Consider the following 25,448-nt stretch of genomic DNA (forward strand, 5'->3'; position numbering starts at 1 on the left):
CGTGCTCGTCTTCGCCGCCTCCGACAAGGGCGGCACCGGCCGCTCCGTGACCAGCGCCAACCTGGCCTACCACCGTGCACTGGACGGGGACGACGTCTGCTACCTGGACTTCGACTTCGGCTCGCCCACCGCCGCCGCCGTGTTCGACCTCCCCGACGTCCTCGCCGAGGCCGAGGGGCGGGGCCTGCACTCGTACCTGAAGGGCAGGACGGGCGAGCCGCTGCGGGTCGACGTCTGGGCGCGCACCGAACACCCCGTGCTGCGCGGCAGGCCCGGCGGGGCCGGACGGCTGGTGCTGCTGCCGGGGGACCGCACGGGCGGCGAATTCGTCACCGACGAAGAGAACCTGCACCGCTGCGTGGACCTCGTCCTGCGGCTGCAGCGCGAATTCGACGTCGTCGTCATCGACCTGAGCTCCGGACGCAGTTATGCGATGGACCTCGTAATTGCCGCCACCAGCCCCCGCGGCGGCCTCGGACGTCTCAAGAGCCGCTGGCTGGTCTATCACCGCTGGACCCGCCAGCACGTCATGGCGGCCGCCGAACTCGTCTTCGGGAAACAGGGCATCGTGCAGGCCGGTACGGCCATGGGCCATATGCCGGACGAGCTCACCGGCGCCATCAGGTTCGTCCGCGCCGCGGTGCCCGATCTGGAGTCGCCGTTGTGGTCCCCGGTGTCGCCCGCGCAGTACGCGTGGATGCGGCAGTGCGACCAAGATCTCGAGGAACTCGCGGCCGGCCGCGGGATCGGCCGGACCAGGGTGGTGGCGTCCATTCCCCTGGAGCCCGTACTGCAGTGGCAGGAACGCCTCATCACCGACGAGGACGTGCACGACCGGCGCATCGCCAACAACGAGACCTGGCAGGCGATGGGCGAACTCGCGCAGCGACTGACCGACGACAGGTTCTGGGGGCAGTTGTGAACGGGCCGGGAACCGCCTTCCGGGAGTCCAGCGCCGAGCCACGCACCGAATCCGTGCCCTTCTCCCATCTCTCCCTGGAATTAGGTCACTTGTACATGGAGGACTTCGCCGAGGGAGCCGCCCGGCTACGCCGGCACTTCGCCGCCGTACGGCCCTGGGCGGACGCGGCTCGGACCGGCCTCGGCCCGCTGCCCAAGGGCCGCCGGCCCCGGATCAGCACCTGCTTCCTCATTGACGACTACTTCTCCCGGCCGTCCACCCCCGCCGAGCTGATCCCGCCCCTGCTGGAGGCGGCGGCCGAGGCCGGGCTGACCATCGACTACCTGGCCCGCGAGTCGGGCTGCGCCGTCGCCGACCCCGACCGGCGCGACCGGGGCGGGCTCGCCGAAGCCGTCCTGGACCGGCTGGTGGAGTCGCCGCCGCCCGGCAGCAACGGCTTCCGTCCGCCCGTCGGCCGCACCGGCTGGCTCGCCAACGGCCGCCGCTCCCCCTCCCGGCGCATCTCCGCCGCTCTAGAGCCCGCCGATGCCTGGCAGCCGCCCAGCGAGACCGAGGCGCGCGGCCACTCCGTGTTCCTGGACGTCGAACTGTGGGACGGGCCCGAGGACGCGCGCATCTGGTCCTGCGCCTTCCTCGCCTCCGTCTGGCAACTGGTCCGGCTCGGGCTGCTGCGGGACAACGGCGCGGCCGTGCTGACCCCCGCCCGGTGGCAGGGCGAGGAGTTCCCGGCCGAGTGGGACGCGCTGCCTCCCGTCCTCCAACTCAACCCCTCCGCGACGCCCTTCACCGCCTACGGCACGTGCAGCGTCCTGCCGAGCCGGTTCCTGCCCGTCGAGCACGCCGTACGCGTCGTCCTCGACCAGGTCCACGTCGATACAGAGACGCTCGTGCAGGTCGCCGAGCGGTCCGCCGCAGAGGGCTTCGCGGTCCCCACGAGTGTCGTGGACCGCACCTCCTACGTGTTCCCGCCGGGGCTGTGACATGAGCGGACTGGGCACGGCCAGGGGTCCCGTCCTCGCCTGCGGCGAGGTGCGCACCTGTCTGCTGCCCACCCGCAGGGCGGTGGACGAGCGGACCGCCGTGCAACTGCTGCGGCTGCGCGCCGACGAACCCGTGCGGACCTCCCAGCGGCCCAACCGGCACGCCCTCTCCCCGGACGTCCTCACCGGCGTCGACTGCCGGCTGCCCACCGCCACCGGGGCGAAGGTCCGGGCGGTCGGCACCGTCACGGCTCACGCGGGGCTCGTCGAGGGCCGCGTCCTGCAGTCGACGGCGTACTTCAGCGCCCCGGCCGACGGCCCCGACCGGCGTCGGCCCTGGGGGTACTACCTGGTCCGGCCCGGCCGGCTGGTCCCGGTCGGCCGGCTGCCCGAGAAGTCGGTGACCGAGGGTTTCCTGACCGGGCATCAGCAGGGACAGCTGGACGTCGGCTCGATCGCCGAGAGCCTGCTGGCGCGGATCTCCCGGCGGTACGACCTGCTGGACCACGACACCCCGCTCACGACGACCGACACCAGCCTGCGCTGGACCGCGGCGCCGGCCGACGACGGCGAGTCGGCGACCGTTCTCTTCACCGACCTCGGCGCGGGTCTGAAGATCGTCGAACTGCGGCTGCCGCGCGGCACCGAACCCGCCGCCGCGGCCGGGCTCTGCGAGGACCTCGCGCGGCACGACTGGCTGCTGACGACCGTCGCCGACAAGCTCGACGGACTGCGCGTCGGCTCCGACGACGACCGGGCCGTCCTGAAGGTGCTGCGACCGCTTGTCGACCATCTGCTGCACCTGTGGATGCCGCTGGCCCGCGTCGACCGCACCCTGCACACCGCCTGGGAGGTACTGGAACAGGCCGGCTACAGCAGACAGTGGAACGCCCTGGCGCAGCGCATCCGGGACCAACTCACGCTCCAGGTCCTTTCGTCGAGGAACGAGGTGCGGCCCTCGGGCTGACTGGGAACCATCCTACGAACACCTGTCGGGGAGAGACGGGAGAGGCGGGGGCATGGACGGAGACTCGGGCACACCGGGGTCGACCACGGCGGGCGGAGGGCACATCGCGCCCGTCGTGCTCAAGACACTGATCACCGTGGTCGTGGGCACGGTCGCGTACGTCGTCACCAACCTGATCGACCAGTCCCAGGACGAACTGTGGAAGCTCGCGATGTCCATCGTCATCGGAGGTTCCGCACTGATCGTCCAGTACATGGTCGACTTCGAGCGGCGGCTGGAGAAGGTGGAGACCGGCCAGGACGCCCAGACGCGGCAGCTGCACGACCACTACACCCGGCTCAGCGACGCCGCCGGGCTCCTGAGCGAGCTCGATCAGGCGGGCATGAGCACCCATGACGTCAAGCGTCTGATCAGAAGCGCGACCCAGGTGGCGGCATCGCGTGGCCCGGACATCCTGAAGGACTTCGCCCGTGCCGAGATAAAGAGCCTCGCCTCGGTCGTGACGGACCTCACCGGCATGACGGTCCACTGGCAGCGGGACAACAACGAGTGGCTGCTCAGGCTCACCGAATGCGCCCGGAGCACCATCGACGCCACGAGCAGCTCCGCCGACCGGCCGTTCTGGGACACCGACCCGGCGGGTCCCTATCTGAAGGCGCAGATCAAGGCGATGGGGGATCACGCCGTGACCATCCGCCGCCTCTTCATGATCAAGGACACCGAGGAGGACGACTCGGAGTTCATGGAGAGATTCAGGGAGCTCTGCCAGGGGCAGCGTGACCTGGGCATCCAGGTGCGCTTCATGGTCCTGGCCCAGCCGCGGCGCTCCAGTCTGGCGACGAGGGACATCGTGATCTTCGACCGCGCGCTGTATCTGGAGTACACCACGGACCGACAGGACAGCCACGTCCAGACGAGGCTCGACGCATCCGCCGACCGCGTCCAGGACGAGGCCGAGAGCTTCGGCCTGCTCTGGGATGCAGCGGCGGAGCCGAGTCCCCGACCGGATCCCACGCCACCACTGCGCGGACCCCGTTGAGGATGCTCGTGGCCGAGACGGAGACGCTGCACGCCGCACGCCGCCCGGGAGGAGCGAGGAGATGAGAGCAGCGGCCCAGCAGCTGATGGTCGCCGCCCTGGCAGGTGGCGTGGCGTACTTGCTCGCGGGCTCCTTCCCGGCGGCCGTCCTGTGCGCCGGCCTCCTGCTGGTCCTTCAGGTCCTGGTGTCCTTGACACAGCGGCTGGACGACCTCAAGGACACGGTGGACCAGCGGTTCGCGGACATGGGCGAGGCGACGAAGCTCTTCGGCGAGGTGGAGAGACTGCGCGGGGACGGAGTGCCCCGGCTCGCCGCACGGGCCACCGAGGTCTTCTCCACGGGGCCCGACATCCTGCATGAGTTCGCGTGCGTGGAGATCGATCGCCTCGCAGGACTGATGGAGGACCTCACCAACCGCCGCGCCGAGTGCGCGGGCGAGAACCACGACTGGCTGCTGACTCTCACCAGGTGCGCGAGAGGGAGCATCGATGCCGTCAGCACCGCCGTCGTCGACGACGGGTTCTGGGCCACCGAGGCGGCCGGCCGCTATCTGACCGCGCAGTGCGAGGCGATCCGTCACCGGGGAGTCCAGGTCCGTCGGCTGTTCGTCGTGCGGGGGCCCGAGGAGTCCGCCGCCCTCGAACCGATCTGCGCGGAGCAGCGGGAGACGGGGATCCAGGTCCGGGTGCTGGACCTGGAACAACTCCCGCTGCACCTGCGCCGGGGCAGGACGACCGACTGCATCGTCTTCGACGGGGTGCTGATGTACGAGATCCACGCGGACCCGCTGAGCCTGAATACATCGACCACGGTGAACGTCCGGGCCGACGAGATCGAGCCGCCGGCCCGCCGATTCGGCATCCTCTGGGAGGAGGCCGCCGCCCAGGACGATTCCCGGCTCTAGCCCAGCGTCTCCGCCAGCAGTGCCGCTGTTTCCACGATCAGGTCGTGGTCGTAGGCGGCGTCCCGGTCCGGCTTGGTGAGTTGGACGGACAGGACGATCGGGGCGCCGTCCGGGGTCCAGGCGATGCCGGCGTCGTTGTCGGCGCCGTACCAGCCGCCGCCGGTCTTGTCGGCGAGCGTCCAGTTCGGGGGCAGGCCCTTGCGGAAGCGGTTGGCGCTGGTGACGGTGCCGAGCATCCAGTCGGTCAGCCGGGTGCGGTCCGGGGCGGTCAGGGCGTCTCCGAGGATCAGCCGGGCGTAGGTGCGGCCGATCGCGTACGGGCTGGTGGTGTCCGTGATCCGGTCCGGCTCGGCCGAGTTGAGGTCGGGTTCCCAGCGGTCGAGGCGGGTGACGCGGTCGCCGACGGAGCGGGCGAAGCGGGTGACCGCGGTGGGGCCGCCCAGCTCGCGCAGGAGCAGGTTGCCGGCCGTGTTGTCGCTCACCTGGATCGCGGCGGCGGACAACTCGGCGATCGTCATGCCGTCGGCCACATGGGTCTCGGTGACCGGGGAGTTCGCCACCACCTCGTCGGCGGTGTAGTGGATCCGGCGGGCCAGGACCTCGCCGTCCCGGTCCAGGTCCCGCAGGACGGCCGCCACCGCGAGCGGCTTGAAGAGGGAGCAGACCGGGAAGAGTTCGTCGGCGCGGTACCTGACCGAGCGGCGGGTGCGGACGTTGTGCGCGAACACTCCCAGCCGGGCGCCGTGACCGGCTTCGAGGTCGCGCAGCCGGGCGGTGACGGGGTCGGTGGCCGCGGTCGTCGCACGGGCCGGGGCGGTGGTCAGCAGGGCGGCCGCGGTGGCCGCGCCCGCCGTGAGGAGCGTGCGGCGGGTGGTGGGGGTGGTGGGGGAGGTGGGGGAGGTGTGGGAGGTGGGCGAGCCTAAGATCGTTCTCTCCGTCCGTCGGTGACTTCGGCGACTTCGGTGACTTCGGTGACCGGGGTCTCACCTGTCACGGACGTCTCGTCCTGCCGTCCGGTTGCGAGCAGCAGCGGTGTCGCCAGGAGGGCCACTCCGGCCACGGCGAGGGCGGTGCGCGGGTCGGTGAGGGAGGCCAGGACGCCCCACAGGGCCGTCAGTACGGCGGTGGTCGCCTTGGTGCCGACCGACCACGCCGACAGCGTACGGGCCACCCGGTCCGTCGGCGTCAGCTCCAGGCGGGTCGTGGCGAGGACGGGGTTGTAGACGCCGATGCAGGTGATCAGGCCGAACTCCACGATCATCACCAGGGCCATGCCGCCCGCGCCCGGCCCCACGAAGGCCAGCCCGAGCGGCCAGCAGACGCGTAGCGTCCCGGACGTCAGCAACACGCGGCGCCGTCCGTACCGGGCGACCAGGGGAGGGGCCAGCCGCGAGCCGATCAGCCCGCCGGTGCAGGGCACGGCGAACGCGAGCGTGAACTGCCAGGGCGCGAGGTGCAACGGCCCGAGCATCAGCACCGCCAGCAGGGGCGCCCCGGCCATGATCAGCCCGTTCACGAGAGCCGTGTTGAGGAAGAGCGGCCGGAGCGCACGGTGGGACAGCAGATGCCGCCAGCCGACCACCAGATCCCCGGCGGTGAGCCGCGGCACCCGGCCGCCGCCCGCAACCGTCTTCGCCGGGTCCGGATCCGGGTCCGGGTCCGGGTCCGGAGTCGGGTTCGGAGTCGGGTTCGGGTTCGGTTCCTGCGCGCGTATCGCCCGTAGGCCCAGTGCCGACAGCAGGTAGCTCGCCGCGTCCGCCGCGATCATCGCCACCGGGCCCAGCAGGGCGATCGAGGCTCCGCCGAGGGCTGGGCCCAGCATGGTCGCCGTCCAGGTCGTGGACTCGAAGCGGCCGTTCGCCACCAGGAGGTCTTCCCGGGGGAGCAGGCTCTTCAGGAGGGCGCCGCTCGCCGCCGTGAACGAGATGTCGGCCGCCGCGACGATCATCGAGACCAGCAGGAGCTGTCCCAGCCCGAGTGCGCCGAGGGCATAGGCCGCGGGGACGCTCAGCATGGCCGCGCAGCGCACGAGGTCCGCGGTGATCATCACGGGCCGTTTGCGGCGGAACTCCACCCACGGTCCGAGCGGCAGCGCCAGCAGCGCGCCCACCGCGGGGCCGACCGCCGCCAGCGCCGCCACCTCGGACGGCCCGGCGTGCAGCTTCAGCACGGCGATCATCGGGAACGCGTTGAACGCGAGCCACGTCCCGAAGGAACTCACGGCGTACGCCGCCCACAACCACCCGAAGTCGCGCCCCAGCGCCTGCCGCACCACCCGGGGATCCTAGGACCTGTACTGGAGGCGGGGCACACGGTTCTGCCCGCGTAGGCGAGAATGGGGGCATGAGCCTGTTCCGCCCCCGGCGGTCCGCTGGCGGTGTGCGATGAGTCTCTTTCGGGACGACGGCATCGTCCTGCGGACCCAGAAGCTCGGCGAAGCCGATCGCATCATCACGCTGCTGACGCGCGGGCACGGGCGGGTGCGGGCCGTGGCGCGGGGGGTGCGGCGGACGAAGTCCAAGTTCGGGGCGCGTCTCGAACCCTTCTCACACGTCGACGTGCAGTTCTTCGCGCGGGGCAGCAGCGAACTGGTCGGCCGCGGGCTGCCGCTGTGCACACAGAGCGAGATCATCGCTCCGTACGGCGGCGGGATCGTGACCGACTACGCCCGCTACACCGCCGGGACGGCCATGCTGGAGACCGCCGAGCGGTTCACCGACCACGAGGGCGAACCGGCCGTGCAGCAGTACCTGCTGCTGGTGGGGGCCCTGCGGACCCTGGCCCGCGGCGAGCACGCCCCGCATCTCGTCCTCGACGCGTTCCTGCTGCGGTCGCTGGCCGTCAACGGCTACGCCCCCAGCTTCGGCGACTGCGCCAAGTGCGGAATGCCGGGGCCCAACCGGTTCTTCTCCGTCGCCGCCGGCGGCTCGGTCTGCGTCGACTGCCGGGTGGCCGGCAGCGTCGTACCTTCGCCGCAGACCCTGGTCCTGCTGGGCGCGCTGCTCACGGGAGACTGGGAGACGGCCGACACGTGCGAGCCGCGGTACGTCCGGGAGGGCAGCGGGCTGGTGTCCGCCTATCTCCACTGGCACCTGGAGCGCGGACTGCGCTCACTCCGTTACGTGGAAAAGTAGAAGCACCAAGCACCACCGAACACCACCAAGCACCACCGAACACCAAGCGGCAGTAGGACCGAACACCAAGCGGCAGTAGGGGAGACAGAGACAACATGGTCGTACGTGGGTTCCTGGGGCGGCAGCGGCGGGAGTACACGGCACCGGAGCCGCACCCCTCCGGCGCGCGCCCGCCGAAGCTTCCCGGGGAGCTCATCCCCGAGCATGTGGCGATCGTCATGGACGGCAACGGCCGCTGGGCCAAGCAGCGCGGGTTGCCGCGCACCGAGGGTCACAAGGTCGGCGCCGAGCAGGTCCTCGACGTGCTCCAGGGCGGTGTCGAGATGGGCGTGCGGAACATCTCGCTGTACGCCTTCTCCACCGAGAACTGGAAGCGCTCGCCCGACGAGGTCCGCTTCCTGATGAACTTCAACCGGGACTTCATCCGCAAGTCCCGCGACCAGCTCGACTCGCTCGGCATCCGGGTGCGCTGGGTGGGCCGGATGCCCAAGCTGTGGAAGTCGGTCGCCAAGGAGCTCCAGATCGCCCAGGAGCAGACCAAGGACAACGACCGGCTCACGCTCTACTTCTGCATGAACTACGGCGGGCGGGCGGAGATCGCGGACGCCGCGCAGGCGCTCGCGGAGGACGTGAAGGCGGGTCGGCTCGACCCCTCCAAGGTCAGTGAGAAGACCCTCGCCAAGTACCTGTACTACCCGGACATGCCGGACGTCGACCTGTTCCTGCGGCCGAGCGGCGAGCAGCGCACCTCCAACTACCTGCTGTGGCAGAGCGCGTACGCGGAGATGGTCTTCCAGGACGTGCTGTGGCCGGATTTCGACCGCCGTGACCTGTGGCGGGCCTGCCTGGAGTTCGCCTCCCGGGACCGTCGTTTCGGCGGCGCGATCCCCAATGAGGAACTCTTGGCCATGGAGGGGAAGAGTCCAGACCAGCAGGCCACTTCCTAGCCGTCGGTCGTTCACCGGCCGGGCCGACGATGCGGGAGATCACCCACACCCCGATCTCCCGTCTCCCGCTCGCTGAAACGGCTCGCACATGAATCGCGTCACCCCCGCCCTCGCCACCGCCGTCGGCGCACTGGTGCTCACGGCGCTGCCCGCGCACGCCACCGACGCCACGCACCTGCCGCACCGCGACAGCTACGGCACGAAAGCGACGTACGCGCCCGGGCAGAGCGCGCACGCGTACCAGCGGCCCCCGGCCGGCTTCACCCCCGTCTTCACGGAGAACGTCTCCCGGCACGGCTCGCGTTCCGCGACGGACGGCGAGGACGCGGACCTGATCCTCGCCCTGTGGGACAAGGCGGAGGCCGCCGGTCGACTCACCGGCAAGGGCGAGGAGTTCGGCCCGAAGGTGCGCGCCCTGCAGGCCGCCATGGCGAAGATCGGCTACGGCAATCTGAGCGGCCTCGGCAAGCAGGAGATCCAGCAGACGGCCGTCCGCACGGCGAAGCGGCTGCCGTCCCTGTTCGCCGGGATCGCGGCGGACGGCGAGAAGATCGACGTGGTGAGCTCCGGGCAGGGCCGGGCGATCGACAGCGCCGACCTGTACGCGGGCGCCCTCGCCGACACCGACCCGGACCTGAAGCCGCTGATCGGCGCGACCCGCACCGACAAGAACCTGCTGTACTTCCACAAGGCCGACGGCGGCGCCGCGTACCGCGACTACATCGCGAACGACCAGCGCCTCGCGAGCACCCTGGCGACGATCACCGACCAGCCGAAGACCCACAAGGCCGCGACCAGTGTCCTTCGCCGCCTCTTCAAGGCCGACTTCGTGGCGGGGATCGGCAGCGCCGACCAGGTCGCCGCCGCCCAGGCCGTCTACAACCTGTACGCCATCGCCCCCGCGATGAGCCAGGAGAGCCCGGACGGCAAGGGCTGGGGGATGCAGCGCTACCTCGCCGGCTCCGACGCCGCCTGGTTCGGGTACCTGAGCGATGCCGAGGACTTCTACGAGAAGGGCCCCGGCTTCGCGGACAGCGACATCACGTACAAGATGGCGGGCGTCGTGCTCGACGACTTCTTCAAGCAGGTGGAGGCCAAGAAGGCCGGCACCAGCACCCTGGGCGCCGAGCTCCGTTTCACCCACGCCGAGGAGATCATCCCGCTGGCCGCCCTGATGGGCCTGCCCGGCAGCACGAAGCCGGTCACCGCCGCCCAGCCGTACACCTACGCCACCAACCCCTGGCGCGGCGCCGAGGTGGCCCCCCTGGGCTCCAACATCCAGTGGGACGTCTACGAGAACAACGGCCGCTACCTGATCCGCATGCTCTACAACGAGCAGGAGACGTCCTTCAAGACCGCCTGCCACCCCATCGCCAAGGGCAGCAAGTTCTACGACCTGAGCGAGCTGGAGCGCTGCTTCGGCCGCAGCTGAGGTGCAACCCCCTGGGGGCGCGGGGAACTGCGCGACCAGCCACGACGGGCCCGCACTCGCCGATGTCGGCTCACCCTGCGGCGCAGTCCGCACACGTGCCGAAGATCTCCACCGTGTGGGCGACGTTCACATAGCCGTGCTCCGCGGCGATCGCCTCCGCCCATGTCTCCACCGCCGGGCCCTCCACCTCCACGGCCTTGCCGCAGACGCGGCAGACGAGGTGGTGGTGGTGCTCGCCGGTGGAGCAGCGGCGGTACACGGACTCGCCGTCCGACGTGCGCAGGACGTCGACCTCGCCGGCGTCGGCGAGGGACTGCAGCGTGCGGTAGACGGTCGTCAGGCCGACGGAGTCGCCCTTGTGCTTGAGCATGTCGTGCAGTTCCTGCGCGCTGCGGAACTCGTCGACCTCGTCGAGCGCCGCTGCCACGGCGGCGCGCTGCCGGGTGGAGCGGCCCTTCACGGGCGGTCCAGCGGTGGTCACCGTTGCCTCCTCACGTCTGCGGCTTGCCGGGCCATTGTGCCAGCCCGGGCTGTGCGCGGTCAGACGCCGACCTCGTCCCCCGATCCGCGGGTGGCCGGAATGGTGCACTCCGCCGGGTCTCCGGCGGGTTGCGTCGCTGCCAGCGCGCGGGCGCGGCGGCGGGCCAGCGGGGCGGCCAGCACGCTCAGCGCGATGAACGCGCCGATGGTCAGCAGGACGATCGTCGCTCCCGGCGGGACGTCCTGGTAGTACGAGGTGACCGTGCCGCCGATGGTCACGGTCACGCCGATCGCCACCGCGATCGCGAAGGTCGCGGCGAAGCTGCGGCTGAGCTGCTGGGCGGCGGCCACCGGGACCACCATCAACGCGCTGACCAGCAGCAGGCCCACGACCCGCATCGCGACCGTCACCGTGACCGCCGCCGTGACCGCCGTCAGCAGGTTCAGGGCGCGCACGGGCAGGCCCGTGACCCGGGCGAACTCCTCGTCCTGGCTGACCGCGAAGAGCTGGCGGCGCAGGCCGACGGTGACCAGGACCACGAAGGCCGCGAGCAGACAGATCGCCGTGACGTCGGATTCCGAGACCGTCGACAGCGATCCGAACAGGTACGACGTCAGGTTGGCGTTGGAGCCGGTCGGCGCGAGGTTGATGAACATGACGCCGCCGGCCATGCCGCCGTAGAAGAGCATGGCGAGGGCGATGTCGCCGCGGGTCTTGCCGTACCAGCGGATCAGCTCCATCGCGACCGCGCCCACGACGGAGACGGCCGTGGCCATCCACACGGGGGACCAGGACAGCAGGAAGCCCAGGCCGACGCCGGTCATCGCGACGTGGCCGATGCCGTCGCCCATGAGGGCCTGGCGGCGCTGGACGAGGTAGATGCCGACGGCGGGGGCGGTGATGCCGACCAGGACCGCGGCGAGCAGCGCCCGCTGCATGAAGGCGTAGTTCAGGAGGTCCATCAGCTCAGCAGTCCTGTGTGGATCGGCTCGGCACCGGTGGGCGCGTGGGGGTGTACGTGGTCGTGGCCGGGCAGGGCGTGTTGGCCGACGGCCGGGGTGGGCGGTCCGTCGTGCAGCACGCAGCCGTCGCGCAGGACGACCGCCCGGTCGATCAGGGGCTCCAGGGGGCCCAGTTCGTGCAGCACGAGGAGGACGGTCGTGCCCGCCGCCACCTGGTCCTTCAGGGTGCGGGCCAGGACCTCCTGGCTGGCCAGGTCGACGCCTGCCATCGGCTCGTCCATGATCAGCAGCTCGGGTTCGCCGGCCAGCGCGCGGGCGATCAGCACGCGCTGGTGCTGGCCGCCGGAGAGCGCGTCGACGTTGTCCTTGGCGCGGTCCGCCATGCCGACGAGCTCCAGGGCGTGCCGGACGGCCGCGTGGTCGGCCTTGCGGAAGACGCCGAAACGGGTGCGTGAGAGGCGGCCCGAGGAGACGATCTCCGTCACCGTGGCGGGGACGCCGCCCGCGGCCGTGGTGCGCTGCGGGACGTATCCGATCCGCGCCCAGTCCCTGAACCGGCGCTGCGGGGTGCCGAACAGCTCGATCTCCCCGGCGCCGACCGGCACCTGGCCGATGACGCTGCGCACGGCCGTGGACTTGCCGGAGCCGTTCGCGCCGAGCAGGGCGACGACCTCACCGCTCCGCACGGTGAGGTCGATGCCCCGCAGGACCGGGCGCGAGCCGAGCTCGGCCCGGACCCCGCGCAGCGAGATGACGGCCTGCGCGCTGACGGCCTCGGCCTTCGCGTCGGCGACGCTAGCGTCCATGACGCCCTCCGTAGAGATCACTGGAGATTCACTTGGTTCCCAGGGCCGTCTGCAGCGCCTTGAGGTTGGCTTCCTGGACCGAGAAGTAGTCCTTGCCCCGGGACTTCTCGGTGATGCCCTCGATCGGGTCGAGGACGTCGGTCCTGAGGTTCGCGTCGGAGGCGATGGTCTTCGCGGTCTTGTCGCTGACGAGCGTCTCGTAGAACACGGTCGTGACGCCGTCGGCCTTGGCCATCTTCTCAAGCTCCTTGACGCGCGCGGCGCTGGGCTCCGACTCGGGGTCGAGGCCGTTGATGGCCTCCTCGGTCAGGCCGTAGCGCTCGGCGAGGTAGCCGAAGGCGGCGTGCGTGGTGACGAAGACCTTGGTCTTGGTGTTCGCGAGCCCCGTCTCGAACTTGGTGTTCAGCTCGCCGAGCTTCTTCACGAGGGCCGCGGTGTTGGTCCGGTAGTCGGCCGCGTGGTCCGGGTCGGCCTTCTCGAAGGCCTTGCCGACGCCGGCGGCGACCTCGGAGTAGCGCACGGGATCGAGCCAGATATGAGGGTCGAGACCGGCCAGTTCCTCGTTCTCGTGGTCGTCGTGCTCGGCCGCGTGCCCGCCGACCTCGTTGCCGTGCTTCTCGAGCGTGGTGAGGGAGGCGGCGTCGATCTTCGTCTTGACCTCGGACTGGGACACCGCGTCGTCGACGGAGGGCTGGAGGTTCTTCAGGTACAGGACCGCGTCGGACTCCTGGAGGGCGGCCGTCTGCTTGGCGCTGATCTCCAGGTCGTGCGGCTCCTGGCCGGGCTGGGTGAGGCTGGTGACGTGCACATGGTCCCCGCCTATCTGCTCGGCGAGGAAGGCCATCGGATAGAACGACGCGACGACGTCGAACTTGTCCGTGCCGGCCGCAGCCGCGCTGTCGGTCGAACAGGCGGAGAGGGTGCCGAGGCCGAGAGCGGTGGCAGCGGCGATCGCGGTGCCCGATATGAGTCGTCGTACGTTCATGACTGTCATTTTCAACAAATATGGAAACCGTTGTCAACAAGGTTCCGGCAGGGCACCGATTTGGTTGAGGGGGAGCCCCCGCCGGTACCCTGAAGTCTTCGCTGGAAGCACCTCGCTTCGTCGCCCGTCGTCGTTATGAAGAGAGCACCGTGGCCGCCGACAAGATCGACACCATCGTCAGCCTGAGCAAGCGCCGTGGCTTCGTATTCCCCTGTAGTGAGATCTACGGCGGCCAGAAGGCCGCCTGGGACTACGGACCGCTGGGTGTCGAGCTCAAGGAGAACCTGAAGCGCCAGTGGTGGCGCTACATGGTGACGTCGCGCGAGGACGTGGTCGGCATCGACTCGTCCGTCATCCTTGCCCCCGAGGTCTGGGTGGCCTCCGGTCACGTCGCCACTTTCTCCGACCCGCTGACCGAGTGCACCTCCTGCCACAAGCGGTTCCGCGCGGACCACCTGGAGGAGGCGTACGAGGCCAAGCACCACCGCGCGCCGGAGAACGGCCTGGCCGACGTGAACTGCCCCAACTGCGGCAACAAGGGCCAGTTCACCGAGCCCAAGCAGTTCTCGGGTCTGCTCTCCACCCACCTCGGCCCGACGCAGGACACCGGCTCCATCGCCTACCTGCGCCCCGAGACCGCGCAGGGCATCTTCACCAACTTCGCCCAGGTGCAGACGACTTCGCGCAAGAAGCCCCCGTTCGGCATCGCGCAGATGGGCAAGTCCTTCCGCAACGAGATCACGCCCGGCAACTTCATCTTCCGCACCCGCGAGTTCGAGCAGATGGAGATGGAGTTCTTCGTCAAGCCGGGCGAGGACGAGAAGTGGCAGGAGTACTGGATGGAGCAGCGCTGGAACTGGTACACCGGCCTGGGCCTGCGTGAAGAGAACATGCGCTGGTACGACCACCCGGCGGAGAAGCTCTCCCACTACTCCAAGCGCACCGCCGACATCGAGTACCGCTTCCAGTTCGGCGGCAACGAGTGGGGCGAGCTGGAGGGTGTCGCCAACCGCACCGACTACGACCTCACCGCCCACTCCAAGGCCTCCGGCCAGGACCTCTTCTACTTCGACCAGGAGGCCGGCGAGCGCTGGACGCCGTACGTCATCGAGCCCGCGGCCGGTGTCGGCCGCGCGATGCTGGCGTTCCTCCTCGACGCGTACGTCGAGGACGAGGCCCCCAATGCCAAGGGCAAGCTGGAGAAGCGCACGGTGCTGCGCCTCGACCACCGTCTCGCCCCGGTGAAGGTCGCGGTCCTGCCGCTCTCCCGCAACCCCGAGCTGTCCCCGAAGGCCAAGGGCCTCGCCGCCGCGCTGCGCCAGAACTGGAACATCGAGTTCGACGACGCCGGCGCGATCGGCCGCCGCTACCGCCGCCAGGACGAGATCGGCACGCCGTACTGCGTGACGGTCGACTTCGACACCCTGGACGACAACGCGGTGACGGTGCGCGAGCGTGACTCGATGAAGCAGGAGCGCGTGTCCCTGGACCAGATCGAGGGCTACCTGGCCGGCCGCCTGATCGGCTGCTGACCCGCTGACACGGGCCCCGTACCCCCTCGCCGGGGTGCGGGGCCGCGGTGTTTCAGAGGTCCAGGTCCGCGTACAGCGCCGCGTGGTCGGAGGCCCGGGTCGCCGTCGACGTGACCGTCGGGAACGACTTGAAGGTCTCCGGGGACCAGATGCCCCGCCGTTCCACCTCGACGTGCTCGATGCGGGCGAACAGCTCCGGCGGGAACAGGAGGTAGTCGATCTTCTCCTCGTCCTGCGTGCCCGGTCCGTGGGTGCCCGGGTCTCCCGTGTAGCCGGTGTGCGTCATGGCGTCCTTCAGGCCGGCGTCCAGCAGGGTCTTGACCGGGGTGCTGGCCATGAAGTCGTTGAGGTCGCCGGCGACGACGACGTGCTCCGACCGCAGGAGGGCGGCCTCGTAGATCTCCCGGACGCGCAGGGCCTGGCGGGCGCGGAGTCCGGCGCTGCCGCCGCCCCGCTTGCTCTTGAGGTGGTTGCCCAGGATCCACAGGGGTGTGCCGTTCAGGGCGATCTCGAATTCGGGGCAGTCCCGGCTGAAGAGCCGCAGGCCGCCCTGCCCGGGGTCGAAGATGTGCGACCGCACCGAGGTGATCGGGTGGCGGCTGAGGATGCCCACGTCGATGCCGCGGGGGTCGTTGCCGTCGATCAGCAGGTTGAACGGGTAGGGCTGGTGCCCCAGCGTCTCGCCGAGGACGTTCTCGTTGAAGCGTTCCAGGGCGAGCCGGTCCTCGACCTCCACCATGAGCAGGATGTCCGCGTTGACCTCGGCCACCACCCGACCGGTGTTCTGCACGGCCGGCCAGCTGAGATCGTCGCGCACGAGCTGGGCCCAGCCGGCCCAGTCCCCGCGGCCGGCGGCCGCGACCGTCAGGGTGGGGTCCTCGTCGAAGAGTCTGCCGCCCGTCCCCTTCAGCTCGTTGACGAAGAACGGCCGGGGGCTGTCCGGCGCGGAGTCGAGGGCCCGGTGCTCCTTGACGATCGCGAGGATCCGGTCCTTGTCGTGGGCCGAGTAGCTCTCCTTCTCCAGGAGGGCCACCAGGTCGCCGAAGTCGGCGAGGACCTTGTCGCGCTGGGTGTCGCTCTCCAGGGCGAAGGCCTTGGGGCGGCGGAAGAGGTTCTCCGCGTTGAAGGTGCCGATACGGATGGTCATGACGCGCCTCCCGCGGCGGCGCAGAGCCGCACGGCCGACGACAGGCGCCGCCGAGGTGACTGCACGCCGACACTCTCCATTGTCCGGCTCCCGGGCGCTGCCGTCGTGTCGACCGACAGGGGTCGACACGCATGACAGATGACAGCTGACAGATATTGAGATCTGTCAGCTGTCATGTCATGCTGGCAGTCATGACGATCCACGAGCACACCCGCACCCTTGGAACCACCGGCCCCGAGGTCTCCGCCCTGGGGCTCGGCTGCATGGGCATGTCCGCGCTGTACGGCGACGCGGACCGGTCCGAGGGGATCGCGACGATCCACGCGGCCCTGGAGGCCGGCGTGACGCTGCTGGACACCGGCGACTTCTACGCCATGGGGCACAACGAGCTGCTGGTCGGCGAGGCACTGCGCACCGCCCCGGCAGCCCACCGCGAGCAGGCGCTGGTCAGCGTGAAGTTCGGCGCCCTGCGCGGCCCGGACGGCGCCTGGGAGGGCTACGACGGCCGCCCGGCGGCGGTGAAGAACTTCGCCGCGTACTCGCTCCAGCGCCTCGGCGTCGACCACATCGACGTCTACCGCATCGCCCGGCTCGACCCGGACGTGCCGATCGAGGACACGGTCGGCGCGATCGCCGAGCTGGTCGAGCAGGGGTACGTCCGGCACATCGGCCTCAGCGAGGTCGGCGCCGAGACGATCCGCAAGGCCGCCGCGACCGCCCCGATCGCCGACCTCCAGATCGAGTACTCGCTGATCTCGCGGGGCATCGAGGCCGAGATCCTGCCGACCACCCGCGAACTGGGCATCGCCGTCACGGCGTACGGGGTGCTGTCCCGGGGCCTGATCTCCGGTCACTTCAGCGCCGACCGGAAGCTCGCCGCGAACGACTACCGGGCCTACTCGCCCCGCTTCCAGGGCGAGAACCTCCGGCACAACCTGGACCTGGTGGAGGCGCTGCGGAAGATCGCCGAGCAGAAGGGCGTCTCCGTCGCGCAGATCGCGATCGCCTGGGTGCTCGGCCGGGGCGAGGACATCGTGCCCCTCGTCGGCGCCCGCACCCGGGAGCGGCTCACGGAGTCCCTCGGCGCACTGGAGGTCACGCTGGACGCGGGCGACCTCGCCGCCATCGAGGAGGCCGTACCGGCCGACGCCGCGGCGGGCGAGCGCTACCCGGCGGCCGCGATGGCTCACCTCCCGGCGTGATTCCCCTGCCAGGTACGGTCTGAGCATGTCACCGACCACCGAGACCCTGACCGCCGAGCGCATCCTCGAGGCGACCGAGGAGGTGCTGCGCCGCCACGGCCCGGCCAAGGCCACCGTGGTCGACGTGGCCCGCGCGCTCGGCGTCAGCCACGGCAGCGTCTACCGCCACTTCCGCACCAAGGCGGCGCTGCGCGAGGCGGTCACGAAACGGTGGCTGGACCGCACCTCGGAGACGCTCTCGGGCATCACCGCCGACGAGAGCCGCAACCCTGCGGACCGGCTGCGCGACTGGCTCGCAGCCCTTCTCGACGCCAAGCGCCGCAAGGCGGGCCTCGACCCCGAGCTGTTCGCCACCTACATGGTGCTGACCAGCGAGAACGGCTCGGCGGTCGGCGGACACCTCGACGACCTCACCGGCCAGCTGACCGCGATCATCGAGGCGGGGGTCGACTCCGGCGCCTTCGCGACCCCCGACCCGGCCGTCGCCGCCCGAGCCGTCTTCCAGGCCACCGCCCGCTTCCACGACCCCACCTACTTCCAGGAGTGGGAACGCCCGGAGGCGAACGACGACTTCACGGCCCTGGTGGACCTCCTGCTGGACGGGCTGCGGGGGCGGGGTTAGCGCCTGCCCGGCGGATCATGCCGCAGCAGACGCGGGGTCGGGCACGCCCTCCCCCAGAGGGGGGCACCCGCACCTCATCGTGGCTCGCGGCCCTCCGTGGGATCGACCGTCGCCTGGTGCGCCTCGGCGAGGTGCTCCTGAGCCTTCAGCCAGGGCAGGAACTGCGCCCCCTGGCGCCAGCCGCACGTGTCGCATTCGATCGTGCGCCGCGCTCCCGTCCGCTGCACCCTGACGATGTGCTCCCGCCCGTGCTGGTCCCAGCGGCTCACCTTGCTCGTGTTGATCTCCAGCATGACGTCTCCTGCGTCTCGTCGTGCGTCCGAGGACATCGAGTCCGGCTGCGCGGTCAAGGAACCCGCGCAGCAAGGAGTGTGCAGCAAGACCAACATCAACGGGGACTTCACCCCACCTTGCGCGGCAGTCGCAGGCTCAACAGCGCTGTCACGACCACCCCGGCCAACTGCACGACCAGCGTGGTGACAAGGGCGTCCCGCATGCCCATCCCCGGGACCAGGGAGAGGAAGAGGGTGCCGAGGGTGGCCACGCCCAGGGCCAGCGAGGCCTGTTGAGTGGTCACCATCACACCGCTGCCGACGCCCGCCCGCTCCGGCGGCACCTCCGACATCACGATCCGCATGACGACGGGCAGTTGGAGCGCCTGGCCCGTGCCGGCGACCGCAGCGCCCGGCAGCAGCTCGACGAAGCCCACGTCCGGCCAGTCGGCCCGCACCGCCAGAATGAGCAGGACGACGCCCAGGCCCTGCAGCACCGACCCGGCGGTCACCACCCGGGCCCCGAACCGTGCCACCAGCCGTGGCCCGGCCAGCGAGGCCAGGAAGAACGCCGAGGCCATCGGCGCGAGCGCGAGACCGGCCGATACCGGACCGAGCCCGGCCCCGCGCTGCAACGCCACGGCCACGACGAACATGAAGCCGCTGAAGCCGATCGAGAACGGCACCATGAGCACCAGCCCGCGCCGCAGGGGCGTGAGCGCGAACAGGCTCGGCGGCACCAGCGGCGTTCGGCCCTGCCGGTCGGCCCGCCGCTCCACCGCGTAGAAGGCGCCCGCCAGCAGCGGGAACGCGGCCAGCGACAGCCACGTCCACAGCGGCCAGCCCGCGGCCCGGCCCTCGGTGAGCGGGGCGAGCAGCGCCAGCAGGGCGGCGGCGAGCAGCACGGTGCCGGGTCCGTCCACGGGCTCCGGGCGCTGCGAGCGCGTCTCCGGGACGGCGCGCAGGGCGAGGACCAGCCCGACGATCACGACGGGGACGTTGACCAGGAACACGGACCGCCAGCCGCTGCCGGCGACGTCCGCGGCGACGAGGACGCCGCCGAGGATCTGGCCCGCGACCATCGACAGGCCGGCGGTCGCGCCGTAGAGGCTCATGGCCTTGGCGCGGCGCGGTCCCTCGGTGGCGGACTGGATGGTGGCGAGCACCTGCGGCACCATGGCGGCGGCCGACGCGCCCTGCGCGATCCGTGCCGCGACCAGCGTCCATGCGTCGGGCGCGAGGCCGCAGGCCAGCGAGGTCAGACCGAAGGCGGCCATGCCGCACAGGAAGAGCCGGCGCCGGCCGAACAGGTCGCCGAGCCGGCCGCCCAGCACGAGGAGCACGGCGTACGCGAGCCCGTACCCGGCGACGACGAGTTCGAGGACCGACTCGCTCGCGCCGAGGTCCTGGCCCATGGTGGGCAGGGCGACGTTGACGATGAAGAAGTCGATGAGGGGGAGTGCCGCGCCGATCAGCACGGTGAACAGCCCGAGCGGACCGAGCGCGCCGGGTGCCCTGGCGCTCCGTCCGGCGGCTGGGGTAACGATGGTTTCAGTCACCCTCCAGAGCCTGAGCCGCCCCGCAGGCGGGTACCAGAGTCTTCTTATCCTGGTAGAAGAAGTACCTGGCAACAGGATCCGAACGGCGGCACGCTGGAGTCATGACGACGACGGAGATCCGGCGCCACGAGCTCGCCGCCTTTCTGCGCAGCCGCCGCGAGCGCATCACGCCCGAGCAGGTGGGCCTCCCGCGCGGAGCGCGCCGCCGCACGCCGGGCCTGCGCCGCGAGGAGGTCGCCCATCTCTCGGCGGTCGGCGTCACCTGGTACACGTGGCTCGAACAGTCGAGGGACATCCACGTCTCGGTTCAGGTCCTGGACGCCCTCGCCCGCACGTTGATGCTCGACCCGGGCGAACGGGCCCACCTCTTCCAGCTGGCCGGCGCGACCGACCCGACCCCCGCCTCCTCGTGCATGGGCGTCACCGACGCCGTACGCGACCTGCTCGACCGGCTCGACCCGATCCCCGCCAGCGTCCAGAACAGCCGCTACGACATCCTGGCCTACAACCGCACCTACGCCCATCTGCTGTGCGACCTCGACGCGGTGCCGCCCGAGGACCGCAACTGCGTGATCCTCATGCACACCCACCCGCAGTGGCGCGAGTCGGTCGTCGAGCACAACGAGTCCATGCGGGTGATGGCTGCGAAACTGCGCGCGTCCATGGCCGGTCACCTCTCCGAGCCGGCCTGGAAGATGCTGGTCAAGCGCCTGCAGTCGGAGTCCCCGGCGTTCCGCGAGAACTGGGAGCGCTACGAGGTCGCCGCCGGCCGCGGCAAGGTCAAGCAGTTCCGCAACCGCCACGTCGGCCTCCTGACCGTCACCCACACCGACCTCTGGCTGAACCCCGAACTCGGCGCTCGCATCGTGACGTACGTACCGGTGGACGCGGAGACCCGAGAGCGGCTGGAGACGCTCCACGCGCTGGCCCGGCACCTTCAGAGCACGGTCACGCGCTGACGCTCGCCGCCGCGGTGACGTCCGGCGTCTCCGCCTCCAGACGCTGCGCGGTCCGCTCCGCCGTCGCCTTCGCCCAGCGGCCGGTGGTGACGGCGCCCAGGACGAGGACGACCGCGCCGCAGCCGGTGAGGATCCACCAGCCCGGGACGGCGGCGGAGGCGAAGGTCTCGCGGTAGGACGAGGTGCTCACGCCCGCCGCCAGGACCGCGCCGATCACCGCGACGCCCAGGGTCTGTCCGAGCTGACGGCTGGTGGAGGCGACCGCCGCCGCCACCCCCGCCTGACTGCGGGGCATGCCCGACACGGCCGTGTTGGTAATCGGCGCGTTCACGAAGCCGAAGCCCACGCCGAACAGCACATACCCGAGGAACAGCGTGACGTCGGACGTCTGCGCGTCGAAGGCGGCGAACAGCAGCCCGCTCGCCGTCATCGCGACGCCCGCGATCAGCAGCGGCAGCCGTGGGCCCCGGGTGCCCAGCAGCCGTCCGGACAGGGGCGCGCACAGGAACGTCGGCACGGCCATCGGCAGCATCCACAGGCCCGCGTGGAGGGCGTCGAGGCCTCGTACGTTCTGGAGGTACAGGGTGGACAGGAACAGGAACCCGCCCAGCGCGGCGAACGCGCTGATCGCGACCACCGTTGCGCCGCTGAACGGCACCGACCGGAAGAACCGCAGGTCGATGAGGGGTTCGGCGCGCCGGGGCTCGTACCGGAGCAGGCCGATCAGCGCGGCCAGCGCCACGGCGGCGAAGGGGCCGCTGGTCGTCAGGCCCGCTTCCGGCGCCTCGATGATCGCGTACGTCAGGGAGCCGAAGAGGACGATGACCAGCAACTGGCCGACCGGGTCGGGGCGGCGGGCCTTCGGCGCCCGGGACTCGGGGACGTAGCGCAGGGTCGCCAGCAGGGCCACCAGGCCGACCGGCAGGTTCAGCCAGAAGATCGAGCGCCAGCCGACGGTCTCCACGAGCAGTCCGCCCAGCAGCGGGCCGGCGGCCATCGAGATGCCGACGACCGCGCCCCACACCCCGATCGCCCGGGCGCGCTCGCGCGGGGCGGTGAAGGTGTTGGTGATGATCGACATGGCGACCGGGTTCAGCATCGAACCGCCGACCGCCTGCACCGTCCGCGCCGCGATCAGCAGGTCGAGGTTCGGGGCGAGCGAGCACAGCAGGGATCCGATCGAGAACACGACCAGGCCGGCCATGAAGACCTTCTTGCGGCCGATCCGGTCGGCGGTCGACCCCGCGAGCATCAACAGCGAGGCCAGGACGAGCGTGTAGGCGTCGATCGTCCACTGGAGTCCGGCGGTGGTGGCGTGCAGGTCCTGCTGCATCACGGGCAGGGCGACGTTCAGGACGGTGACGTCGAGGCTCACGATCAGCAGGCTCATGCAGCAGATGGCGAGGACGAGGAGACGTCGGCGAGGGCTGAGCTCGGGCATGCGCTCCAGGGTACGCCGGTTTCGATAGTGCGTCTAACTAATGACTGCTACATGATCCTTGCCGATGCGCGACAATGGCCCAATGCCCACGACCACGCCCGTCATCGCCCGGCCCCTGAGGATCGGCCCGCACGCCGTCCAGCCGCCCGTCGTCCTGGCCCCCATGGCCGGGATCACCAACGCGCCCTTCCGCACCCTGTGCAGGTCCTTCGCCGAAGGCGAAGCATTCGCCGGAGGCGAATCAAAGGGCGCAGCCAGCGGCGGCAAGGGGCTGTTCGTCAGCGAGATGATCACGACCCGGGCGCTGGTCGAGCGCAACGAGAAGACCATGCAGCTGATCCACTTCGACGCGACCGAGAAGCCCCGCTCGATCCAGCTGTACGGCGTCGACCCGGCCACCGTCGGCAAGGCCGTCCGCATGATCGCGGAGGAGGGCCTCGCCGACCACATCGACCTGAACTTCGGCTGCCCGGTCCCGAAGGTGACGAGGAAGGGCGGCGGCTCCGCCCTCCCCTACAAGCGCAACCTGCTGCGCGCGATCCTCCGCGAGGCGGTCAGCGGTGCCGGCGACCTCCCGGTCACCATGAAGATGCGCAAGGGCATCGACGACGACCACATCACCTACCTCGACGCCGGCCGCATCGCCGTCGAGGAGGGCGTGACCGCCATCGCCCTGCACGGCCGCACCGCCGCCCAGCACTACGGCGGCACCGCCGACTGGGAGGCGATCGCCCGGCTGAAGGAACACGTCCCGGAGATCCCCGTCCTCGGCAACGGCGACATCTGGTCGGCGGAGGACGCGCTGCGGATGGTGCGCGAGACCGGGTGTGACGGGGTCGTCGTCGGGCGCGGCTGCCTGGGCCGGCCATGGCTGTTCGCGGACCTGGTCGCCGCCTTCGAGGGGCGCACGGACGACATCTCGCGCCCCTCCCTCCGCGAGGTCGCCGACATCATGGTCCGGCACGCGACCCTCCTCGGCGAGTGGATCGGCGACGAGTCGCGCGGGGTCATCGACTTCCGCAAGCACGTCGCCTGGTACCTCAAGGGCTTCGCGGTCGGCTCCGAGATGCGCAAGCGACTGGCCATCACGTCGTCGCTGACGGAACTGCGGTCCGGGCTGGACGAGTTGGACCTCGACCAGCCCTGGCCCACCGGCGCCGACGGCCCCCGCGGCCGCACGTCCGGCAACAACCGCGTGGTGCTCCCGGACGGCTGGCTCAAGGACCCGTACGACTGCGCGGGCATCGGCGAGGACGCGGAACTGGACACCTCCGGCGGCTGAGGCCCCGCACCTCCCGTCCGTCCCGCAGGTCCTGCAAGTCCCTTGTGGGGATCAGCCGTTGGAGGGGTGCGGGGTCGAGCCGTAGGCCGTGAGGAACCTGTCGCGGAACAGGTTCATCTTCCACACCGGGGCGTTCTTGGCCGGCTTCAGGCCGTCCGTCCAGTTCCAGGAGGCGATCTTGTCGAGGACCTTCGGGGCCTTGGCCACGATCGAGATCGGCACGTCCCGACTGGCGTTGCTGCCGCTGACCCGGGTGATGGGCTGGTGGTCGCCGAGGAAGACCAGGACGGTGTCGTCGGTGCCGTAGCGCTCCATCCACTGGGTGAGGGCGGTCACCGAGTACTCGATGGACTTGCCGTACTCCACCTTGGACTCGGCGCTGTCGGCGATCACGTCGGACGCCTTCTTGCCCGCCTTCTGGATGCTGTCGAAGATCGAGCCGTCGCCGAGGTCGTCCCAGTCGACCATCTTCGGGATCGGCGCCCACGGCTGGTGGCTGGAGGTCAGGATGATCTCCGACATCAGCGGCTTGGTGCGGTCCGAGCGGCCGTGCTCCAGCCGCTGGAACGCCTCCAGGGTGTACTGGTCGGGCATGGTCGACCAGCTGAACTTCGGCCCCTGGTAACCCAGTTTGAAAGCGTTGTAGACCTTGTCCAGGCCGTAGTACTCCTGCTCCGGCCAGCCCTTCTGCACACCCGGCATGACGCCGACCGTGTCCCACGCGCCGGTCTTCTGGAACGCCTTGGTCAGCGACAGGTGGTCGCTGGCCATCACCGTGCGATAGCGCTGCTGGTTGTCGACCCACAGGCCGGACAGGGTCGAGGAGTGGCCGAGCCAGCTGCTGGCGCCGAACGTCGCCGACGTCAGCCAGCCGCTCTTCGCGTGGAACCCGGCCTTCGTCAGGGCCTCGGTGCTCGTGGCGAGGGTCTGATCGACGCCCGGCGCCATGACCGGGTCCTCGATGGCGCTGCGGCCGTAGCTCTCGATGAACGTGAAGATGACGTCCTTGCCGCGCAGGTCCGGCACGAGCTGGTCGGCCGGGGTCGCCCCGAACGCGTCGGTACGGGCCTCCTTGCCGAACGCGGCCTCGTCCTTGAGGGTCTGCCGCACCTGCCGGGCCTTGTTGGCGAGCGCGTCCGCGGTGCGGTAGGAGGCGACCGGCACGCCCGCGTTCTGCAGACCGAGGACGGAGCAGGTGACCCAGACCGTGGCGGCGAGGAGCGTGGCCCGGGTCGCCCGCTGCGGGTCGCGCATCATCAGGTTGCTGACCCGGATCGTCGCCAGGGCCATGACCGCGAACAACAGGCCGATGAGGAGGACCAGGCCGACGGCGGCGGCGACGGCGATCGCCCCGCCCATCGAGTCCGCGATGTAGGACTGGGCGTCGTCCAGCAGCCCCCAGTCCAGGACGAGGTTGAAATCGCGGCCCAGGTACTCCACGAACCCCATGTCGAGCAGATTCAGCACGGTCAGCGCCCCGAGGAGCACCCCGCCCAGCGCCGCGACCACCATCCGCGGGCGGCGGCGCAGCGCCAGCAGCATGGCCGCCCCGAGGATCGCCTCCCCGGGCAGCCGGGTGAACCTGTTGCTGTGCAGCGCGCCGATCCGGTTCGGCATCAGCAGCGCTGTGAGCACGAGGGCCAGGGACAGGGCCGTCACCGTCCACCACACCGCCTGCGCGGCGCGCGGGTGCCGACCCCGCCAGGAACGCCAGTACGCGATACGCGCTTTGAGCCCACGCTCGACACCGCCGGACGCGGACTCGCCCTCGACAGCCGCCTCCGACACGGCGGCCGAGGCTTCAGCGACCGCCTCCGGGCCAGCAGCCTGCTTCTCGGCATCCGCCTCCGGGTCGGCGGCCGGGGTCTCTGTG

At 70.7% G+C, this 25,448-nt stretch carries 24 protein-coding genes; 13 read left to right on the top strand and 11 right to left on the bottom strand.

Features of this window, described 5'->3' with window-relative positions; all coding sequences use genetic code 11:
* Position 1: 1 nt before the first annotated feature.
* The 5 genes from ACWD4O_RS12840 (at position 2) to ACWD4O_RS12860 (ending at position 4,812) form a co-directional block, all read left to right on the top strand.
* The gene (locus tag ACWD4O_RS12840) at positions 2-922 is read left to right on the top strand and encodes an SCO2523 family variant P-loop protein (protein WP_451279725.1); all 921 of its coding nucleotides are present in this window, start codon (positions 2-4) and stop codon (positions 920-922) included.
* A complete protein-coding gene (locus ACWD4O_RS12845) occupies positions 907-1,902 on the top strand; it encodes an SCO2522 family protein (RefSeq protein WP_451279968.1) in 996 nt (331 codons plus the stop codon). The genes ACWD4O_RS12840 and ACWD4O_RS12845 overlap by 16 nt, the downstream gene beginning before the upstream one ends.
* 1 nt (position 1,903) lies before the next feature.
* Positions 1,904-2,869 carry an SCO2521 family protein gene (locus ACWD4O_RS12850; protein WP_451279726.1) on the top strand — a complete coding sequence of 322 codons (966 nt, stop codon included), beginning with the start codon at positions 1,904-1,906 and terminating at the stop codon, positions 2,867-2,869.
* A 52-nt stretch (positions 2,870-2,921) separates the two neighbouring features.
* Positions 2,922-3,908 carry a hypothetical protein gene (locus ACWD4O_RS12855; RefSeq protein ID WP_451279727.1) on the top strand — a complete coding sequence of 329 codons (987 nt, stop codon included), beginning with the start codon at positions 2,922-2,924 and terminating at the stop codon, positions 3,906-3,908.
* 61 nt (positions 3,909-3,969) lie between these two features.
* Positions 3,970-4,812, top strand: a complete 843-nt coding sequence (locus ACWD4O_RS12860; RefSeq protein WP_451279728.1) for a DUF6879 family protein — start codon at positions 3,970-3,972, stop codon at positions 4,810-4,812.
* On the opposite strand, the gene bla is transcribed toward ACWD4O_RS12860, so the two are convergent.
* Positions 4,809-5,738: a class A beta-lactamase gene (gene bla / locus ACWD4O_RS12865; protein WP_451279969.1), complete on the bottom strand. Its 930-nt coding sequence runs from the start codon at positions 5,736-5,738 to the stop codon at positions 4,809-4,811. The two genes, ACWD4O_RS12860 and bla, sit on opposite strands and share 4 nt — an antisense overlap.
* Positions 5,732-7,087 carry an MFS transporter gene (locus ACWD4O_RS12870; RefSeq protein WP_451279729.1) on the bottom strand — a complete coding sequence of 452 codons (1,356 nt, stop codon included), beginning with the start codon at positions 7,085-7,087 and terminating at the stop codon, positions 5,732-5,734. The genes bla and ACWD4O_RS12870 overlap by 7 nt, the downstream gene beginning before the upstream one ends.
* 109 nt (positions 7,088-7,196) lie before the next feature.
* Here ACWD4O_RS12870 and recO point away from each other — a divergent pair, with 109 nt between their 5' ends.
* The 3 genes from recO (at position 7,197) to ACWD4O_RS12885 (ending at position 10,325) form a co-directional block, all read left to right on the top strand.
* Complete coding sequence (recO, locus tag ACWD4O_RS12875; RefSeq protein WP_351914985.1) at positions 7,197-7,946, top strand: DNA repair protein RecO; 750 nt, start codon at positions 7,197-7,199, stop codon at positions 7,944-7,946.
* A gap of 95 nt (positions 7,947-8,041) precedes the next feature.
* Positions 8,042-8,893, top strand: coding sequence for an isoprenyl transferase (locus ACWD4O_RS12880; RefSeq protein WP_451279730.1), 852 nt, complete (start codon positions 8,042-8,044; stop codon positions 8,891-8,893).
* A gap of 88 nt (positions 8,894-8,981) precedes the next feature.
* Positions 8,982-10,325, top strand: coding sequence for a histidine-type phosphatase (locus tag ACWD4O_RS12885; RefSeq protein WP_451279731.1), 1,344 nt, complete (start codon positions 8,982-8,984; stop codon positions 10,323-10,325).
* 70 nt (positions 10,326-10,395) lie between these two features.
* Here ACWD4O_RS12885 and ACWD4O_RS12890 read toward each other — a convergent pair whose 3' ends face one another.
* Genes ACWD4O_RS12890 through ACWD4O_RS12905 form a run of 4 tightly spaced genes read right to left on the bottom strand, consistent with a single transcriptional unit; the run spans position 10,396 to position 13,559 of the window.
* Positions 10,396-10,806 (bottom strand): Fur family transcriptional regulator, encoded by a 411-nt coding sequence (locus tag ACWD4O_RS12890; protein ID WP_451279732.1) that lies wholly within the window; start codon positions 10,804-10,806, stop codon positions 10,396-10,398.
* A gap of 59 nt (positions 10,807-10,865) precedes the next feature.
* Positions 10,866-11,768 (bottom strand): metal ABC transporter permease, encoded by a 903-nt coding sequence (locus ACWD4O_RS12895; protein ID WP_358805828.1) that lies wholly within the window; start codon positions 11,766-11,768, stop codon positions 10,866-10,868.
* Positions 11,768-12,574 (bottom strand): metal ABC transporter ATP-binding protein, encoded by an 807-nt coding sequence (locus ACWD4O_RS12900; RefSeq protein ID WP_451279733.1) that lies wholly within the window; start codon positions 12,572-12,574, stop codon positions 11,768-11,770. The genes ACWD4O_RS12895 and ACWD4O_RS12900 overlap by 1 nt, the downstream gene beginning before the upstream one ends.
* A 28-nt stretch (positions 12,575-12,602) precedes the next feature.
* Positions 12,603-13,559, bottom strand: coding sequence for a metal ABC transporter substrate-binding protein (locus tag ACWD4O_RS12905; protein ID WP_450949546.1), 957 nt, complete (start codon positions 13,557-13,559; stop codon positions 12,603-12,605).
* A 149-nt stretch (positions 13,560-13,708) separates the two neighbouring features.
* On the opposite strand from ACWD4O_RS12905, the gene ACWD4O_RS12910 reads away from it, so the two are divergent.
* The gene (locus tag ACWD4O_RS12910) at positions 13,709-15,091 is read left to right on the top strand and encodes a glycine--tRNA ligase (RefSeq protein WP_451279734.1); all 1,383 of its coding nucleotides are present in this window, start codon (positions 13,709-13,711) and stop codon (positions 15,089-15,091) included.
* A gap of 52 nt (positions 15,092-15,143) precedes the next feature.
* Here ACWD4O_RS12910 and ACWD4O_RS12915 read toward each other — a convergent pair whose 3' ends face one another.
* Positions 15,144-16,238 carry an endonuclease/exonuclease/phosphatase family protein gene (locus tag ACWD4O_RS12915; RefSeq protein ID WP_451279735.1) on the bottom strand — a complete coding sequence of 365 codons (1,095 nt, stop codon included), beginning with the start codon at positions 16,236-16,238 and terminating at the stop codon, positions 15,144-15,146.
* Between the two features lie 191 nt (positions 16,239-16,429).
* Between ACWD4O_RS12915 and ACWD4O_RS12920 the strand changes: the two genes are divergently transcribed.
* Both ACWD4O_RS12920 and ACWD4O_RS12925 read left to right on the top strand, forming a co-directional pair.
* Complete coding sequence (locus tag ACWD4O_RS12920; RefSeq protein WP_451279736.1) at positions 16,430-17,440, top strand: aldo/keto reductase; 1,011 nt, start codon at positions 16,430-16,432, stop codon at positions 17,438-17,440.
* 25 nt (positions 17,441-17,465) lie between these two features.
* Entirely contained in the window at positions 17,466-18,062 is a 597-nt protein-coding gene (locus ACWD4O_RS12925; RefSeq protein ID WP_451279737.1) for a TetR family transcriptional regulator, read from the top strand.
* A 74-nt stretch (positions 18,063-18,136) separates the two neighbouring features.
* Here the strand turns inward: ACWD4O_RS12925 and ACWD4O_RS12930 are convergent, their stop codons facing one another.
* Together ACWD4O_RS12930 and ACWD4O_RS12935 are read right to left on the bottom strand one after the other, a co-directional pair.
* The gene (locus ACWD4O_RS12930) at positions 18,137-18,355 is read right to left on the bottom strand and encodes a hypothetical protein (RefSeq protein WP_451279738.1); all 219 of its coding nucleotides are present in this window, start codon (positions 18,353-18,355) and stop codon (positions 18,137-18,139) included.
* Between the two features lie 107 nt (positions 18,356-18,462).
* Entirely contained in the window at positions 18,463-19,893 is a 1,431-nt protein-coding gene (locus ACWD4O_RS12935) for an MFS transporter (protein ID WP_451279739.1), read from the bottom strand.
* A gap of 101 nt (positions 19,894-19,994) precedes the next feature.
* On the opposite strand from ACWD4O_RS12935, the gene ACWD4O_RS12940 reads away from it, so the two are divergent.
* Entirely contained in the window at positions 19,995-20,852 is an 858-nt protein-coding gene (locus tag ACWD4O_RS12940; RefSeq protein WP_451279740.1) for a helix-turn-helix transcriptional regulator, read from the top strand.
* On the opposite strand, the gene ACWD4O_RS12945 is transcribed toward ACWD4O_RS12940, so the two are convergent.
* Positions 20,842-22,293 (bottom strand): MFS transporter, encoded by a 1,452-nt coding sequence (locus ACWD4O_RS12945; protein WP_451279741.1) that lies wholly within the window; start codon positions 22,291-22,293, stop codon positions 20,842-20,844. The two genes, ACWD4O_RS12940 and ACWD4O_RS12945, sit on opposite strands and share 11 nt — an antisense overlap.
* Positions 22,294-22,375: 82 nt before the next feature.
* On the opposite strand from ACWD4O_RS12945, the gene dusB reads away from it, so the two are divergent.
* Entirely contained in the window at positions 22,376-23,575 is a 1,200-nt protein-coding gene (gene dusB, locus ACWD4O_RS12950) for a tRNA dihydrouridine synthase DusB (RefSeq protein ID WP_451279742.1), read from the top strand.
* A 51-nt stretch (positions 23,576-23,626) separates the two neighbouring features.
* Here dusB and ACWD4O_RS12955 read toward each other — a convergent pair whose 3' ends face one another.
* Positions 23,627-25,363 carry a CDP-alcohol phosphatidyltransferase gene (locus ACWD4O_RS12955; protein ID WP_451279970.1) on the bottom strand — a complete coding sequence of 579 codons (1,737 nt, stop codon included), beginning with the start codon at positions 25,361-25,363 and terminating at the stop codon, positions 23,627-23,629.
* Between the last annotated feature and the right edge of the window lie 85 nt (positions 25,364-25,448).

This window comes from Streptomyces sp. NPDC002623 (genome assembly GCF_053592635.1).